The organism is Rothia sp. HMSC061C12 (assembly GCF_001815755.1).
GTDB classification, from domain to species: domain Bacteria; phylum Actinomycetota; class Actinomycetes; order Actinomycetales; family Micrococcaceae; genus Rothia; species Rothia mucilaginosa.
Genome location: NZ_KV821835.1, coordinates 32,416 through 48,292 on the forward strand (window position 1 = coordinate 32,416; position 15,877 = coordinate 48,292).

Annotated in this window: 13 protein-coding genes; 12 read left to right on the top strand and 1 reads right to left on the bottom strand. The window is 60.8% G+C overall.

All coding sequences use genetic code 11. From position 1 onward, the window contains the following. The first annotated feature begins 147 nt into the window (after positions 1-147). From folP to HMPREF3055_RS00840, 11 genes are all read left to right on the top strand, one after another. Complete coding sequence (gene folP, locus HMPREF3055_RS00790; RefSeq protein ID WP_049347524.1) at positions 148-1,098, top strand: dihydropteroate synthase; 951 nt, start codon at positions 148-150, stop codon at positions 1,096-1,098. Between the two features lie 41 nt (positions 1,099-1,139). Beyond that, positions 1,140-1,553, top strand: coding sequence for a dihydroneopterin aldolase (folB, locus tag HMPREF3055_RS00795; RefSeq protein ID WP_049340452.1), 414 nt, complete (start codon positions 1,140-1,142; stop codon positions 1,551-1,553). Beyond that, a complete protein-coding gene (folK, locus tag HMPREF3055_RS00800) occupies positions 1,553-2,173 on the top strand; it encodes a 2-amino-4-hydroxy-6-hydroxymethyldihydropteridine diphosphokinase (protein WP_049340449.1) in 621 nt (206 codons plus the stop codon). Before folB ends, folK begins: the two co-directional genes overlap by 1 nt. 45 nt (positions 2,174-2,218) lie before the next feature. Beyond that, a complete protein-coding gene (locus tag HMPREF3055_RS00805) occupies positions 2,219-2,737 on the top strand; it encodes a DUF3180 domain-containing protein (protein WP_005507616.1) in 519 nt (172 codons plus the stop codon). Then, positions 2,724-3,506, top strand: coding sequence for a PH domain-containing protein (locus HMPREF3055_RS00810; protein WP_049347528.1), 783 nt, complete (start codon positions 2,724-2,726; stop codon positions 3,504-3,506). The genes HMPREF3055_RS00805 and HMPREF3055_RS00810 overlap by 14 nt, the downstream gene beginning before the upstream one ends. Next, positions 3,506-5,311 (top strand): PH domain-containing protein, encoded by a 1,806-nt coding sequence (locus HMPREF3055_RS00815; RefSeq protein ID WP_070737367.1) that lies wholly within the window; start codon positions 3,506-3,508, stop codon positions 5,309-5,311. Before HMPREF3055_RS00810 ends, HMPREF3055_RS00815 begins: the two co-directional genes overlap by 1 nt. 128 nt (positions 5,312-5,439) lie before the next feature. Next, positions 5,440-6,402, top strand: a complete 963-nt coding sequence (locus tag HMPREF3055_RS00820; protein ID WP_012902776.1) for a Rossmann-like and DUF2520 domain-containing protein — start codon at positions 5,440-5,442, stop codon at positions 6,400-6,402. Beyond that, on the top strand, positions 6,399-7,346 hold the full coding sequence (gene panC, locus HMPREF3055_RS00825) for a pantoate--beta-alanine ligase (RefSeq protein WP_049340443.1): 948 nt from the start codon (positions 6,399-6,401) through the stop codon (positions 7,344-7,346). Before HMPREF3055_RS00820 ends, panC begins: the two co-directional genes overlap by 4 nt. Positions 7,347-7,398: 52 nt before the next feature. Then, positions 7,399-8,982 carry a lysine--tRNA ligase gene (lysS, locus tag HMPREF3055_RS00830; protein WP_080975590.1) on the top strand — a complete coding sequence of 528 codons (1,584 nt, stop codon included), beginning with the start codon at positions 7,399-7,401 and terminating at the stop codon, positions 8,980-8,982. 690 nt (positions 8,983-9,672) lie between these two features. Further along, on the top strand, positions 9,673-10,026 hold the full coding sequence (locus HMPREF3055_RS00835; protein ID WP_070604962.1) for a histone-like nucleoid-structuring protein Lsr2: 354 nt from the start codon (positions 9,673-9,675) through the stop codon (positions 10,024-10,026). A 1,092-nt stretch (positions 10,027-11,118) separates the two neighbouring features. Then, the gene (locus HMPREF3055_RS00840) at positions 11,119-13,695 is read left to right on the top strand and encodes an ATP-dependent Clp protease ATP-binding subunit (protein ID WP_070737370.1); all 2,577 of its coding nucleotides are present in this window, start codon (positions 11,119-11,121) and stop codon (positions 13,693-13,695) included. Between the two features lie 145 nt (positions 13,696-13,840). Here HMPREF3055_RS00840 and HMPREF3055_RS00845 read toward each other — a convergent pair whose 3' ends face one another. Further along, complete coding sequence (locus tag HMPREF3055_RS00845; RefSeq protein ID WP_070737373.1) at positions 13,841-14,896, bottom strand: HhH-GPD family protein; 1,056 nt, start codon at positions 14,894-14,896, stop codon at positions 13,841-13,843. A 93-nt stretch (positions 14,897-14,989) separates the two neighbouring features. On the opposite strand from HMPREF3055_RS00845, the gene HMPREF3055_RS00850 reads away from it, so the two are divergent. Next, positions 14,990-15,787: a hypothetical protein gene (locus tag HMPREF3055_RS00850; RefSeq protein WP_070737375.1), complete on the top strand. Its 798-nt coding sequence runs from the start codon at positions 14,990-14,992 to the stop codon at positions 15,785-15,787. Positions 15,788-15,877 lie beyond the last annotated feature (90 nt).

Here is a 15,877-nt window from a genome sequence, read left to right on the forward strand (position 1 = left end):
TTCCTAGAGTATGTATGTGTATGAGGTGCCCAACCCACACCGCTGTGACGCAGGCAGAGCATACCCTCCCAGGATACCCCTAAATCGGTATGCCATATGCAAATATGGCGCGCTGTGTCATCCGGCAGATTCGGTACGATTAAAACCATGACCGAATCCACCCGTGTAGCACCCCTGCCCTGCGATGCGCTCGCCGCCGAACGCACCCTCGTGATGGGCATCCTCAACGTCACCCCCGACTCCTTCAGCGACGGCGGCAAGCACTACGCCGCGACCGACGCTATCGCCCGCGCCGCCCGCATGATTGCCGAGGGCGCCTCCATTATCGATATCGGTGGCGAATCCACCCGCCCCGGTGCCGTGCGTATCAGCGTGGAGGAGGAGCAGCGCCGCATCCTGCCCGTCATCGAGGCAGTCGCGCAGATGGGCACCACCATCAGCGTTGACACCATGAACCCGCAGACCGCCCGCGCCGCCATTGCCGCCGGTGCGCACATCATCAACGATGTGTCGGGTCTGAACGTGAGCGATGAAATGATTGAGACCGCCGCGGAGCTGCAGGTGCCGTACATCCTCATGCACGCGCGCGGCACCTCCCAGACCATGGACAGCCTGGCGGAGTACCCGTGCGGCGTGGTCACCGAGGTCGTGGAGGAGCTGACCGATCTGCGTGAGCGTTTCCTTGCCGCCGGTGTGCTGCCGCAGAACCTGATTCTTGACCCGGGTCTGGGCTTTGCGAAGGGCGGCATGCAGGACTGGGAGCTGCTCGCCGCCCTTGACGAGCTACAGGGCTTGGGCCACCGCCTGCTCATTGCTGGTTCCCGCAAGCGTTTTATCGCGAACGCCCTCACGGCGGCGGATATGGCGCTGGCTGAGCGCCTGAACGCGAGCGGCTTCACCGCAACCGATGCGGGCGAGGCGGAACGCGAACTGTGGCAGTCGCTGTCGGAGCCGCGCCCGGCTGAGCACCGTGCGGCAGCCTCCGCGGCGGTGACCGCCCTGGTGGCGGCGCGCGGCGTGTGGGCGGTGCGCGTGCACGACGTGCCCGCCAGCGTGGATGCGGTGACGGTCGCCTCCGCGCTGCGTTCTGTCAGCTAAACCTCGCTTGCCGACTACTCGAATACTTTTAGGAGACCCCAATGACCCAGGCAGATTACGCCCGCCACGACCGCATCACCCTCACCGGCATTACCGCCAAGGGCTACCACGGCGTGCTCGACTTTGAGAAGCGCGACGGCCAGCCCTTCGTCGTGGACGCGACCCTGTACAGCGATTTTTCCGCCGCAGCCGCCACGGATGACCTGACGAAGACCACGAACTACGCGCTCGTGGTTGACCTGATTCACCGCCACGTGACGAACGGTTCGCTGGACCTGATTGAGACCCTCGCGGTGAACATTGCCGAGGGTATTCTCGCGATGTTTGAGCTTGTGGAGGCGGCGGAGATTACCGTATCGAAGCCGCAGGCGCCGATTGAGTTGCCGTTCGGTAACGTTGCGGTGAGCGTGTTCCGTGAGCGTGCCGCGGAGCGTGTCGTAGAGGGCGGCCGCTAGTGGCTGGCACCCAGACAACCGATACGCAGAAGCCCAACACCCTGAAACACCGCGCGGTGTTGGCGTTGGGCTCGAACTTGGGCGAAAGCGAAGACACCCTGGAACGTGCCGTCGCCGACCTGGTGGCGGGCGGCGTGCAGCTGGTGCGCGCCTCCGGGCTGTACCGTACCGCCCCGGTGGGTGGCCCGGCGGGTCAGCCGGATTTCGTGAACGCGGTCATTGAGGTGGCCACTGACCTGGGCGCCTACGAGCTGCTGAAGCTGTGTAATGCGGTGGAGGCGGCGCATCACCGTGAGCGCCTGGTGCGTTGGGGCCCGCGCACCCTCGATATTGACGTGATTGACTATGACGGCGTGATCTCTGAGGATCCGGTGCTGACTTTGCCGCATCCGCGGGCGCAGGAGCGTGCTTTCGTGCTGGTGCCGTGGGCGCAGATGGACCCGCAGGCGTACCTGACGGTGACCCGGCGTGCGGAGCCTTCGGGGGAGCGGCCGGATGAGGTTCCCACACCGCTGAGTCGCGAGGTCGTGAACGTTGCGGAGCTGTCCCGCACGCTGCTTGGGGCGGATGAAGACGCTATTAGCTATATGCGTGAGATGCAGGTACCTGATCAGCCTTAAATGTGGCACTCTGGAAGGTAGAGGAACCTACCGAAAGGAAACACCATGAAGCCCCTGAGTTATCGGGCGATTATTGTGGCGGCTGTGTGCGGTGCCGCTGCCGCTCTTATGGTGAATTCCGTGATGATTGGCGCCGGTTTTGGTGAGCTGAATTTTTCGTGGATGCTCGGCGCGGTGTGCCTGCTGGTTGCGGCGGGTGCCGTGTGGCTGGGTGTGCAGGTGGCTCGTTATCGTCGTATTCAGACGCGTGAGAAGGTGCCGCATATGGGCCCGATTCTTGCTGCGCGTGCGGTGGCGTATGCGCAGGGTTCCATCATGACCGGTGCCCTGTTGACGGGCTGGTGCGCTGCGATTCTTGGTTACCATGTGGCGATGGTGTCTGTGCGCGGTTTTTCGGTGGTCTTTTGGGAGGTTCTTGTTAATTGTGTGGGCAGTGTTGCCCTGCTGATTGCTGGCCTGTGGGCTCAGCATTGTTGTCGTATTCCGCCGGAGGATGATGAGGATGCGGCCTCCTCTTCCGGTGCTGTAAAGCCGCGAGAGGGAGGAACCTATGTCGGCTCCTAACCAGAATAGTTATTCGCCGAATGGTCGGTACGGGCAGGATGTCCAGCAGGGTCAGTATGGTCAGCCTGTTCAGCAGAACCAGTACGGGCAGTACCAGCAGGCGGCTTACGGTCAGCCTGGTGCCCCGTATGGACAGCAGACCCAGAATAACCAGCAGACGCAGTATGGACAGCAGGTTCCGCCCGCTGCCGCGTACCCGAACGCGCCTCAGCAGGTTCCCGCGCAGCCGGCACCTTCTCAGCCGGTAAGCTCCCAGCCGGTAGCCTCTCAGCCCGTGCCGGAGCCGCAGTGGGTGCCCGCCGCCTCCGGCTACCTGACGGTTCGTTTTGTTCACACTATTTCTGCCTTGGCGCTCCCGATCCTTGCGGGTGTTGCCATGTATTGTGCGGGCACGTTCTTCGGCGGCCCGGAGGCGCTACGCATCGTCGGCCTGGTGGTGGTCGCGGTGTTTGGTCTGTGGGGTCTGTGGTGGATTCTGACCACTCCGCGCCGTACTCGCGCGCTCGGCTACGCGCTGGAGTCGAATCACCTGATGGCTCGCCGCGGTATCGTGTTCCGTTCGATGAGCTCCATGCCGTACGGCCGCATCCAGTATGTTGATGTGGATTCGGGCCCTCTGGAGCGCATGTGCGGTGTTGCCCGCCTGACGGTGCGCACCGCGGGTACGACCACCGGCACGATGGTGCTGTTCGGTATTCCGCTGAACGTGGCGGAGGAGCTGCGCGCGGATCTGGTGCGCCGCGCCGATGAGCGAATGGCGGCACTCTAATGAGTACCCCGGTTCCGAATAATAACGCCCCGAACTCTCAGGAGCAGAAGTGGTGGCGTGCCGATATTCGCACGTTCATCATGAACCTCTGGTTCATTATTCTGTTGGCGTTTGGTTTCTTCCAGAGCATTATCCTGAATATTTTGACCACCCCGCCGAACGAGTGGGGCGCGCGCCTGACGCAGGCATTTGATGAGAACAGCAGCTACTTCAGCGCAACGTACTCGCAGCTTATCGGCTTCGCCGTGCTCGTGCTGATTCTGGTTGCTGGCTCGATTGACTGGTGGTTTACCCGTTATAGCCTGGACGATTTGGCGATTCACCGCCGTAGCGGTTTTCTGTTCAAGAAGAACCGCACGATCCGTCTGGAGAGCGTGCAGAGCGTGGACATTTCGCGTCCTCTGGTGGCACGTCTGCTGGGTTTGTCGGAGCTGCGTTTTGAGGTGGCTGACGGTTCTTCGGAGGCGTTGCACATCAAGTACGTTTCTGCCCGCAAGGCGGAGGTTCTGCGCCGCACCGCGATGGCGAGTATTAACCTGCTGCGTTCGGAGGCGACTGGCCGCCCGGTCGACGTGCTGCCCGATAGCATGCAGATTTCGGCGGAGCGCATGCCGGATGCGAATCAGCTGCACCAGCCGTTTGAGGCATCTTACGAGGCGTCCTATGGTGCGCCTCTGCAGGACGGCGCCCAGCAGCCCGCCCCCGAGCAGTCTGCACCCCAGCACCCCGGTACTCAGCAGCCCGTCGCATCCCGCCGCGGCGCTCGCATGCCGATGCCGGTCACGGCTGACCCCTCGCAGCCGCCGATTTTCCGCATCTCGAATGTGCGTCTGATTGCCTCCATCATGCTGGAGCACCTGGTGTGGCTGGTGCCCGCCGTGGCCCTCATGGTCGGTGCCGCCGTCTTCGCCGCGATGATGGCCGGCGAGAGCCCGTTCCTGATTTTCATGGCGATGCTGCCCGGTATGTTCGCGCCCATGGTCGGTTACGTGGTTGCCCTCTGGACGCGTTTTGATGGCGCCGCGAACTTCAAAATCACCCCCAGCGGTCAGGGTGGCGTGACCCTGCGGTACGGTTTCACCGGCACGCACACCCAGAACGTGATGGTTGAGCGTATTCAGGCACTCGCCGTGGAGCAGTCCATCCTGTGGCGTGCGTTCGGCTGGTACCGCATCAAGATGACCATTGCCGGTATTGGTATTGAGAAGAACGACAACCAGAAGGTTGTGACCCGCAATGTTGCCCTGCCGGTTGGCAATAAGCAGGAGACGCTGATGGTGTTGCGCCTGCTGTTGCCCGCCCTGGATGAGGCGCAGGCGCAGGTGCTGCTGGATACCGCTGATGGTTCGCTGAAGAGTCAGAAGCCGCAGGTTCCGGCAATGATTGTGACGCCCTCTTCGGCGCGCTGGATGGACCTGCTCACCTGGAAGCGTAACGGCGTGACCACGGTCGGTTACACTGCCGGTTCGGTGCAGGCGAGCACCCGCATTGATTCTGATGCGGCACGTTCGAGCGTTGGTGAGCATACGCGGGGCGACCTGCTGCTGATTCGTGGCGGCTACTTTATCCGCACGCTGTCGATTGTTCCGGTCAGCCGTGTGCTGAGCGTGAGCCGAGGTCAGGGTCCGCTGCAGCGTGCCTTCGGATGCGCGAGTGTGCATTTCGGTACGGTGCCCGGCCCGGTGCGCACGCTCATGATGCACTTGCCGCCGCGTGTCTGCGAGGACCTGGTGTGGTTGATGACGGTTCGGCTGGAGGGTATTGAGCCTTACTACCGCGTACCGGTGATGAGTGGGCGTCCCTAAGCCAGTCCGTCAGTTGAGCTTCCCCGCCGGGTTAGCGGGCAGCAAAACTGCAGATCGCGCCCTGCCGTCAGTGTTCTTCGTGACACCGACGGCAGGGGCTGCGTAAAAGGGAGAATATACTTAAAGCCGTGATACAGCATTCAAAACCTGCGCGTTTAGGCATTGGAATTATTTCCGCCGGGAGGGTCGGATCCGTCCTCGGTGCGGCTTTGCGCGCCTGTGAGCACACTATTGTGGGCGTTCACGCGGTGTCTGAGGCTTCTCAGGAGCGCGCCGCGATGCTGCTTCCCGATGTGCCGCTGCTGCCGGTGGAGCAGATTGCTGAGCGTAGCGAATTGCTGATTCTTGCGGTTCCCGATGATGAGCTGCCGGGCCTCGTCACCTACCTGGCGTCCTCGGGAAGTATTACCGCCGGTCAGATTCTGGTGCACACCTCCGGCCGTCACGGCACTGAGGTTCTGGCACCGGCGACCGCGCTGGGCGCTATCGGTTTGGCGATTCACCCCGCCATGACGTTTACCGGCATGTCCGTGGACCTGCAGCGCCTGAACGGCACCTGCTTCGCCGTGACCGGGCCTGCACCGTTCATCCCGATTGCTCAGGCACTCGTGGTGGAGATGGGCGGTGAACCCGTGCACGTTGCCGAGGCCGACCGAGCGCTCTACCACGCCGCTCTAGCGCACGCCGCGAACCACCTCGTGACCATCCTGGGTCAGTCCCAGCAGATGCTCGCCTCCATCGGTATTGAGGACCCGGCACGCTACATGGGGCCGCTCGTGCGAGCCGCCGTGGACAATGCGCTCGCCAGCGGTGAGGGTGCTCTCACCGGGCCCGTGGCACGCGGAGACGCCGGCACCGTGAAGGCTCACCTTCAGGCTCTGAATGAGTACTCAGAGCATGAGAAAACAGGTGATATTACAGACTCTTATGCCGCTCTGGCACACGCAACCGCAAAAAGAGCGCATAATAGAGGTTTGTTAAACGATGAACAACTGGGACGAATTGAGAATCTGCTGGGTGAGTCTTCGGACCGCAACCACCCCGGCGATATTGATGATTCAGCCCCCGAAAACAAGGAGTTCTCGTCATGACTGAGACTTCGATGCCCCGAGTCGTGACCACCATTGCGGATTTCCGCACGGCAATCACCGAATCCCTTGCCGCAGCGCAGGAAGAACTGGACCGGGCAGCCCGCCAGGAGGCGGAGCAGAACGGCACCGCAGTTCAGTACAAGAACGCATCCCTGGGCTACGTGCCCACCATGGGCGCCCTGCACGACGGCCACGCAACCCTGTTGCGTCGCGCCGCTGAACAGAACGATGTAGTGGTCGCCTCCATTTTCGTGAACCCGCTGCAGTTTGGCCCCGGCGAGGATTACGAAGCATACCCGCGCACCCTGGAGGCAGACGCTGCCCTGGCTGGTGCCGCCGGTGTTGACATTATTTTTGCCCCCGAGGTTGAAGAGATGTACCCCGACGGTGACCCGCTCATCCGCATTTCGAGCGGCGAGCTGGGCACCAAGTTTGAGGGTGCGACCCGTCCGGGCCACTTTGATGGCGTGCTGGCCGTGGTCAATAAGTTCTTCAACATTATTCGCCCCGCAGCCGGTAACCACCCGGTGAATGCGTACTTCGGTCAGAAGGACGCTCAGCAGTACATCCTGATTCAGCGTATGGTGCGCGATTTCAACCACGACGTGACCATGCGCCCTGTGGCGATTGTTCGCGAAGATAACGGCCTGGCGCTGTCTTCGCGTAATAGCTACCTGTCGGATGAGGAGCGCGAGTCTGCCCTGGTGCTGTCCCGCACCCTGGCGATGCTGCGTGAGAATTCGCTGAACCGTGGCTTCCACGAGATTGATTTGGACGGTGCGCGTGAGCGTATCAACTCCACTCCGGGTGTGCGCCTTGACTACCTGGAACTGGTCGACCCGATGACTTTCGGTGAGCCGACTGAGGAGTCGGAGCGAGTGCTGGCACTGGTTGCTGCGTTCGTTGGCCCGACCCGCCTGATTGACAACATGGACCTGCGCTAAGCGTTCGTTCGTTTAGAAGAGTCCCCAACACACTACACAGATAGGTATCACTGTGAGCACTGAGCACACTGCCGCACCGGCGATTGCTGATATGTCCGAGCAGATGCAGATTCGCCTGGAGAAGCGTGCGAAGCTGATCGAGTCGGGTCGCGAGGCATACCCGGTGGGTCTGCTGGATTCTGAGGGTAACCGCGTGGAGCCCAACCACATTGAGGGTCTGCGCGCCGAGTACGATCCGAAGCTGGCTGCTGAGGAGCTGAAGGCTGGCGACGAGACTGACCGTGTGGTGCATGTTGGTGGCCGCGTGGTGTTCGTCCGTAACACCGGTAAGCTGTGCTTTGCGACCCTGCAGGGTGGTACCGAGGGTAAGCGCATCCAGGCGATGCTGTCGCTGGCTGAGGTGGGCGAGGAGTCCCTGTCTGAGTGGAAGTCCCTGGTTGACCTGGGTGACCACGTGTTCGTGACCGGTCGCGTGATTGTTTCTCGCCGCGGTGAGCTGTCCATTATGGTGACCGACTGGAAGATGGCGTCGAAGGCGCTGCGCCCCATGCCGGTTCTGCACAAGGACCTGAACGAGGAAACCCGCGTTCGCCAGCGTTACCTGGACCTGATGGTTCGCGAGGAGGCTCGCGAGCTGGTGAAGAAGCGCGCCCTGATTACCCGCACCGTCCGCCGCGTGCTGGAGGATCACGGCTACATTGAGGTTGAGACCCCCGTTCTGCAGCTGGTGCACGGTGGCGCGACGGCTCGCCCGTTCCGCACCCACCTGAACGCTTTTGACCAGCCGATGACCATGCGTATTGCGACCGAGCTGCCGCTCAAGCGTGCAGTGGTTGGTGGCATTGACCGCGTGTACGAGATTGGTCGCGTGTTCCGTAACGAGGGTGTGGACTCGACCCACAGCCCCGAGTTCACCACCCTGGAGTGCTACGAGACGTATGCTGACCAGTTTGTGATGGCTGAGCGCATGAAGGAGATTATCCAAAGCTGCGCGAAGGCTGTCGGTACCGAGCGTATTGAGACTGAGAACGGCACCATTGACCTGTTCGGTGAGTGGAAGTGGGTTGGCGTGTACCCGGGCCTGTCTGAGGCTGTGGGCGTTGAGATCACCCCCGAGACTGACGCTTCGGTTCTGCGTGAGATCGCTGAGAAGCATGAGGTGGACATCGACCCGAAGTGGGACGCTGAGAAGCTGGTGACCGAGCTCTTCGGTGAGATTGTTGAGCCGACCCTGGTGAACCCGACTTTCGTGTACGATTACCCGCCGAGCGCTCAGCCGCTGGCGCGTCCGCACCGTTCCGGTGAGCCGCTGATTGAGGCGTGGGACCTGATTATTGGCGGTATGGAGCGCGGTACTGCGTTCTCCGAGCTGATTGACCCGGTTATTCAGCGTGAGCGCCTGACCGCTCAGTCGCTGCTGGCTGCTGCCGGTGATGACGAGGCGATGGAGCTGGATGAGGACTTCCTGCGCGCCCTGGAGCACGGTGCACCCCCGATGGGTGGCCTGGGTCTGGGTATTGACCGTCTGATTATGCTGCTGGCGGGCGATCAGGATCCGGAGCGTCCGGGTACTGTGGTGCGTCAGCCCGGTATTCGTGAGACTATTCTCTTCCCCCTGATGAAGCCGGAAGCCTAAGCTTCTGACTTCTGCATGAGGTGATAATGCGGCGGGTGCCGCGGATACGCTTGTATCTGCGGCACCCGCCGTTTTCTGTGCACTCTTTTGCACGGTGTATAGCTTCTGAGGTGGAGTTTTCTGTTTGTTTGCACAGGTCAGGGACGTTTTAAGGTGCTTTTTTGCTCTATTCTGGTGCTGATTTATGCTGCTCTATTCACTCTGGCGGGGGTTTCTGCTCTTATGCATGAACGCGTTACATAGAAAATAATGAGGGGTTGGGAGATAGCAGAATTTCGCTTTTGAATAGAGCTGAAATGTATGGTGCGAATGGTCTAATGTGCAGGCTCGTGCGGGCGCTATATTTCACTCAGATTGTCGGGGACGCCGGGGTACATTATTAGGTGTCTTTGTCTCTGGGGGCTGTGTCTGCTGCCTGGAAGAATCCAAAGTATTTGCACTCTAAACTTCACTTTAATGTTCTTGTAGCGAGTGCAGATTTAACGGGGATGCACAGAAGCGATATATCGCTGCGGATGATTGGCGTATTGTTTCAAAGCTCAGAATATTTTCGGAATCTTTAATATATTTCTGATACTATATGAAAGAAAATTAGTACATAAATATATCCGGCACACTATTTTCTCAATCCCGATAGAGGCTTTTGAGTTTACTCCACAGGATATATGCAACAGATGAGGAGGTGCCTCAATGGCACAGAAGGTTCGCATCATCCTTGAAGACGATCTCGATGGCGGCCCCGCAGACGAAACTATCCGTTTTGGTCTGGACGGCGCTCACTACGAAATCGATTTGTCCTCCGCAAACGCAGCTCGCCTGCGTGACGCTATCCGCCCCTTCGTAGCGAAGTCCCGCCGCGTGCAGGGCACCGCTACCCAGCGCACCCGTGCCCCCCGTGGTACCGCTGCTCCGGTTAAGCGCAACCCCGAGACCGCAGCAATTCGCGAGTGGGCTAAGGCTAACGGCCACAAGGTTTCTGACCGCGGTCGTATCCACCAGGATGTTCAGGACGCATACTACGAAGCAATGAAGGCTCAGGACTAAAAGTTCTAAGTTATTACGCGTAACCGGAGGGGTTGGTTCTTCAAGGCTCTAAACCTCCGAGCGCTTAGGGCGGACGGTGTTATCACCGTCCGCCTTTAGTTTTGCCCCGGTATTTCTTGATATGCGTTACATATCTGCTGGGGGTGGTGGGGTGTTTTTATATCACCCACCCCAATTAACTATTTACATGTAAAATATATTGATCCTTTGCTGATGCCCGCTTCTGAATTATTAGGAGGAAGAGTGGGGAATCGGATGCGCAATCTGGTGTCGAGTGCGGGTTCCCCATTTAGGTTTCATGCATTGGCAGGAACACTAAAGGTAATGTTGCATTAATCTCTTCAAAGCGGGGGATATGCGCTGTGATATTCATGCGATCGTTGCGTTGGGTATTCCATCGAAGGGGCTGGAATGTACTGACTGAAATTTTCGAATAATTGGGAGCCCTGCATCTTCGGTGGGGCTTTCAGAACTTACGGATTATCTCTTGATGGGGCGCCGAAATGATGCGGGAATTATCCGGAAAATAAGCGCCGCGTTATCCGGCAAATATTTTTTGCGAATTATTGAAATTTCTCACTTAAACATATAAATTTTTAAAAATTTCTGCAATATATTCATGCACGTGCAGGAAACAAGCGGTTTAGGTGTTGGTCTATGTGGGTTCTTGTGTGTTCGCCCCTCCCGCAAACCCTCGTATCGGCACCGTAGACCCTCGGAACCCACTTGTAGCACCTGTCCGCGGTACATCCGACGGCAATATGCGCACACTCTGCACAGACTGCCTCCGCAAAAACAGCCAGCCCCGGCAAAAACAGCTGGCCTCGGGAGAAGCAGTCAGCACCGACAAAAACAGCTAGCACCGACCTGGCGGCACCCATCCACCTTCAGGTAGGCTCACCTGCGTGAGCTAGACCCCTCAAAACCGCCCCCGAGCCCCGCCAGAAGCCCCGAAACCGCGCCTAAACCGCCCCTAGAACGCCCGGAACAGCTCATCTGTTCTCTTGATGGCGAACAGACGCCCATCAGCCCGCCCTTTCAGCCGCGCTCAACGTACTCTTGTATCAATAGGAAAATGCAAGGAGTGCGTAAATGTTTGAACGCTTTACCGATCGAGCTCGGCGCGTTGTGGTGCTTGCCCAGGAAGAGGCACGCATGCTCAACCACAACTACATCGGTACCGAACACCTTCTGCTCGGTCTGATTCACGAGGGCGAAGGCATCGGTGCCCGCGCCCTGGAATCATTGGGCGTTACCCTGAACGCAGTACGTGAACAGGTTCAGGACATCGTCGGCCCCGGCCCCCAGGCGCCTAATGGCCACATCCCCTTCACCCCGCGCGCGAAGAAGGTTCTCGAACTGTCCATGCGCGAGGCTATTCAGCTGAACCACGGCTACATCGGCACCGAACACATCCTGCTGGGCATGGTTCGTGCAAACGAGGGCGTGGCAAACCAGGTGCTGGTCAAGCTGGGCGCTGAGCCCGCTGCCGTGCGCCAGGCCGTGATGGACTTGATTTCCGGCTACCCCGGCAACAACTCCGGTGAAAAGGAAACCGCCGGCGTGGGTGCAGGCAACTCTCGCGAAGGCACTCCCGCGGGTTCGACCATCCTGGATCAGTTCGGCCGCAACCTCACCGCAGCAGCGCGTGAGGGCGAGCTGGACCCGGTCATCGGCCGCCACAAGGAGATGGAACGCGTCATGCAGGTCCTCTCCCGCCGTACTAAGAACAACCCCGTGCTGATTGGTGAGCCCGGTGTCGGTAAGACCGCCGTCGTGGAGGGCCTGGCACAGGCTATCGTGCACGGTGACGTCCCCGAAACCCTCAAGGACAAGCACCTGTACACCCTGGACCTGGGCTCCCTGGTCGCAGGTTCGCGCTACCGCGGTGACTTCGAAGAGCGCCTGAAGAAGGTTCTGAAGGAGATTCGCTCCCGCGGCGACATCATCCTGTTCATTGACGAGATCCACACCCTCGTTGGTGCAGGTGCCGCAGAGGGCGCAATTGACGCTGCCTCCATCCTCAAGCCCATGCTGGCTCGAGGCGAACTGCAGACCATCGGTGCAACCACCCTGGACGAGTACCGCAAGCACATTGAGAAGGACGCCGCCCTGGAACGCCGCTTCCAGCCGATTCAGGTTGATGAGCCCTCTCAGGAGCTCGCCGTGCAGATCCTCAAGGGCGTGCGCGATAAGTACGAGGCACACCACCGCGTCACCATTACCGACGAGGCTATCGAGACTGCCGTGAACCTTGCGGCACGCTACATCTCTGACCGCTTCCTGCCGGATAAGGCTGTCGACCTGATTGACGAGGCGGGCGCACGCCTGCGCATCAAGCGCATGACCGCACCCCCGGAAATCAAGCTGCTCGACGAGAAGGCCGCCAAGCTGCGCCAGCAGAAGGAAGACGCCATCAACTCCCAGGATTACGAGAAGGCCGCAGGCCTGCGTGATCAGGAGCAGAAGGTCCTGGCTGAGAAGGAAGAAGCCGAGAAGGCATGGCGCGAAGGCGGCGACGCATTCGGCACCGTGACCCCCGAGGTTATTTCTGAGGTTCTGGCTGCTTCCACCGGTGTTCCGGTCTACAAGATCACCGAGGAAGAGTCGACCCGCCTGCTGACCATGGAGCAGGAGCTCCACAAGCGCGTCATCGGCCAGGAGCACGCTATTGCGGCACTGTCCCGCGCTATCCGCCGTACTCGTGCAGGCCTGAAGGATCCGCGCCGTCCCGGTGGTTCGTTCATCTTCGCCGGCCCGACTGGTGTGGGTAAGACCGAGCTTGCCAAGGCTCTGGCGGAGTTCCTGTTCGGCGATGAGGATTCGCTCATCACCCTGGATATGTCCGAGTACCAGGAGAAGCACACCGTCTCGCGTCTGTTCGGTGCGCCTCCCGGCTACGTTGGCTACGATGAGGGCGGCCAGCTGACCGAGAAGGTCCGCCGCAAGCCCTTCTCCGTGGTCCTGTTCGACGAGGTGGAGAAGGCTCACGCCGACCTGTTCAACTCGCTGCTGCAGATTCTGGAAGACGGTCGCCTGACCGACTCGCAGGGTCGCGTGGTGGACTTCAAGAACACCGTCATCATCATGACCACCAACCTGGGTTCGCGTGACGTGAACCGCCGCATCCCGGTTGGTTTCCAGGCGATGGATGACACCGCAGCCGACTACGAGCGCATGCAGGCACGCGTGATGGAGAACCTCAAGGAGCACTTCCGCCCCGAGTTCCTGAACCGTGTGGACGACATTATCGTCTTCCCGCAGCTCTCCGAGTCTGAGATTCTGCAGATTGTGGACCTGTTCGTGGGCCGCCTGGCTAAGCGCCTGGCGGAGCAGGATATGTCCATTGAGCTGACTAATGCTGCGAAGGTTCTCATGGCGGCTAAGGGTTACGACCCGTCCATGGGTGCCCGTCCTCTGCGCCGCGAGATGCAGCGCAACATCGAGGACGCCCTGTCCGAGAAGATCCTCTTCGGCGACATCAAGCCCGGTGAGAAGATTACCGTGGACGTTGAAGGTGAGGGCGACTCCGCGAAGTTCGTCTTCTCGTCTCAGCCGATGAAGGAGCTGGCTCTGGATTCGGTGCAGGAGCTGAACGAGGATGCCGCAGAGGCTCCCGCAGCTGAGGCACCTGCTTCCGAGGCTCGAGAGGGCCAGGGTGGGGACTAAGCCCTAGATAGCTAGGTTTTAGCGCACGAAACGCCTGTGGGGCGGTACCGGATCATTTCGGTACCGCCCCACAGGCGTTTTCTCTTCTAAAGGCTCCAGCTTCTAAAGGCTCTAGAAGCCCCCAGGAGCCTTTCTGAGGCGGGTACTAGAGCGAGATGAGCACAGTATCGCCCTGGGCGACTTCGCGGGCGAGAGAGTCCGCCAGCAGCCCCGCATAGCAGCGCTGCAGCTGCTCGGCAGCGGGGGAGAGGTCGTACAGCGCCTTGAGCGGGCGGTGCACCGCGGCGGGTGCATTTGCCGGGAACGCTAAATCGGGTGAAGAGGTAGCACCGGGTGAAGAGGTCGTATCGCCAGCCGCAGATACACCCGCGCTCAAAATCAGCTCACGATTTACCGGCTCATGCGCCGCACGCAGCACCGCCATGACCGCGCCGCGCACCTGGCGGTCCGTGCCGTGCCAGCTCTGACCCTTGGGGGTGTAGTCCGCCTCCGGCTTGCCTGCCGCAACCCAGGCGCACAGATCCTCCACCGGGCACAGCTCGCATGTCGGGGACTTTGCCGTGCAGACCAGCGCGCCGAGCTCCATGGTCGCTGCGTTCCACAGGCAGGAGGTGGGGGTATCGGCGGGCATGAGCGCCTCCGCCAAGCGAGTCTCAGCCGCCGTCAACGAACGCGAGGGCAAGGCCTTGCCGGAGACCGCACGCGCATGCACGCGGCGGATATTCGTATCAATTACCGTGGCGCGCAGACCGAACGCGAACACGCTAATCGCAGCCGCCGTGTAGGAACCCACGCCCGGCAGAGCCAGCAGTGCCTCGTAATCGGCGGGAACCTTACCGCCGTGCTGCTCCACAATCGCCACAGCGGCACCGTGCAGACGCTGCGCGCGGCGCGGGTAACCCAGTCGGCCCCAGGCGCGTACCGCCTCCGAAGCGGGCTCGGCGGCAAGGTCGGCAGGGGTGGGCCAGCGGCGCATCCACTCCTCCCACACGGGCAGCACGCGCTTGACGGGGGTTTGCTGCAGCATGAACTCGCTGACCATCACACCCCAGGGGGTGCACTCGTCACGACGCCACGGCAAATCGCGTGCATGGTCGAGGAACCACCCGTTGATTCGGTGGTGAAGCGCCTCGATGTTGGTGCCTTCGGGTAGGGTGGGTTCGGGGCGTGTGCGTGCGGTGCGTTTGGGCTCTGAGGTCATCCGAAAAGCCTACGCCACAGGGCATATATTCCCAAAACCGCATGAACGGGGTTCACTGTGATTCTCAGGGTTAAACCCGGTATCCTTAAGGGTATGTCTGAAAATGGTCCCGTTCTGCCTCCCGAAGTGTACCGTCGTCGTCGTATCGTGGCGGTCATTGCTCTGCTCGCTGTCATTCTGTTGCTGGTCGCCGGCGTGACCTCCATGGTCGGCATGATTAACGGCAAGAAGGACGCCACTGTAGCCTCCACCGCAACGGCTTCCGGTGCACCCTTCCAGAGCTTCAGTGCTCGCCCCTCCGAAACTGCTTCGGTCACCCCGTCCGCTAGCGCGACTGCCTCTGCAACCGCGGCGGCTACTGCTTCGGCAACCCCCTCGGTGACCGCTTCTGCGGCACCCACTGCAAGCGTGACCACCGCCGCGGCAACCCCTGCGGCAACCACTCCCGCGGCGACCCCGACTACCCCCGCACCGGCACCCTCGGTGACCACTGCGGCTGCTGTTGCGGCATGTACCGCGAACGACCTGAAGGTGACCGTCACCCCCGCGAAGCGTACCTTCGCGGCCGGTGAGCAGGTGTCCTTCCACGTGACCTACACGAACTCCTCGAAGACCCCCTGCGCCGTGGGCGGCGAGGGTGCGAACACCGGCGTGGACCTGAACATCACCTCCGGTGCGGCTCAGGTGTACACCCGCAGCCTGTGCGCGGCGACCGCCGTTCAGAAGGCTGAGGTAGCCGCAGGTGCCGAGGGTGCAACCGACCTGGCGTGGGACCGTAAGATCAACGTGCTGGGTTGCTCCTCCGCTTCGACCGCTCAGAAGGGCTCTTACTGGGCGACTGCCACGGTGAATGGTGTGACTTCGGCTCAGGTGAACTTTGTGATTCAGTAGTTCACTTCTATAGTTTTCGCCCGTGAATGGGCACGCAAAAGCCCCCGTGCTGGATATTCTCTGAACTGCCTCCCGTTTCTTGGACAACGA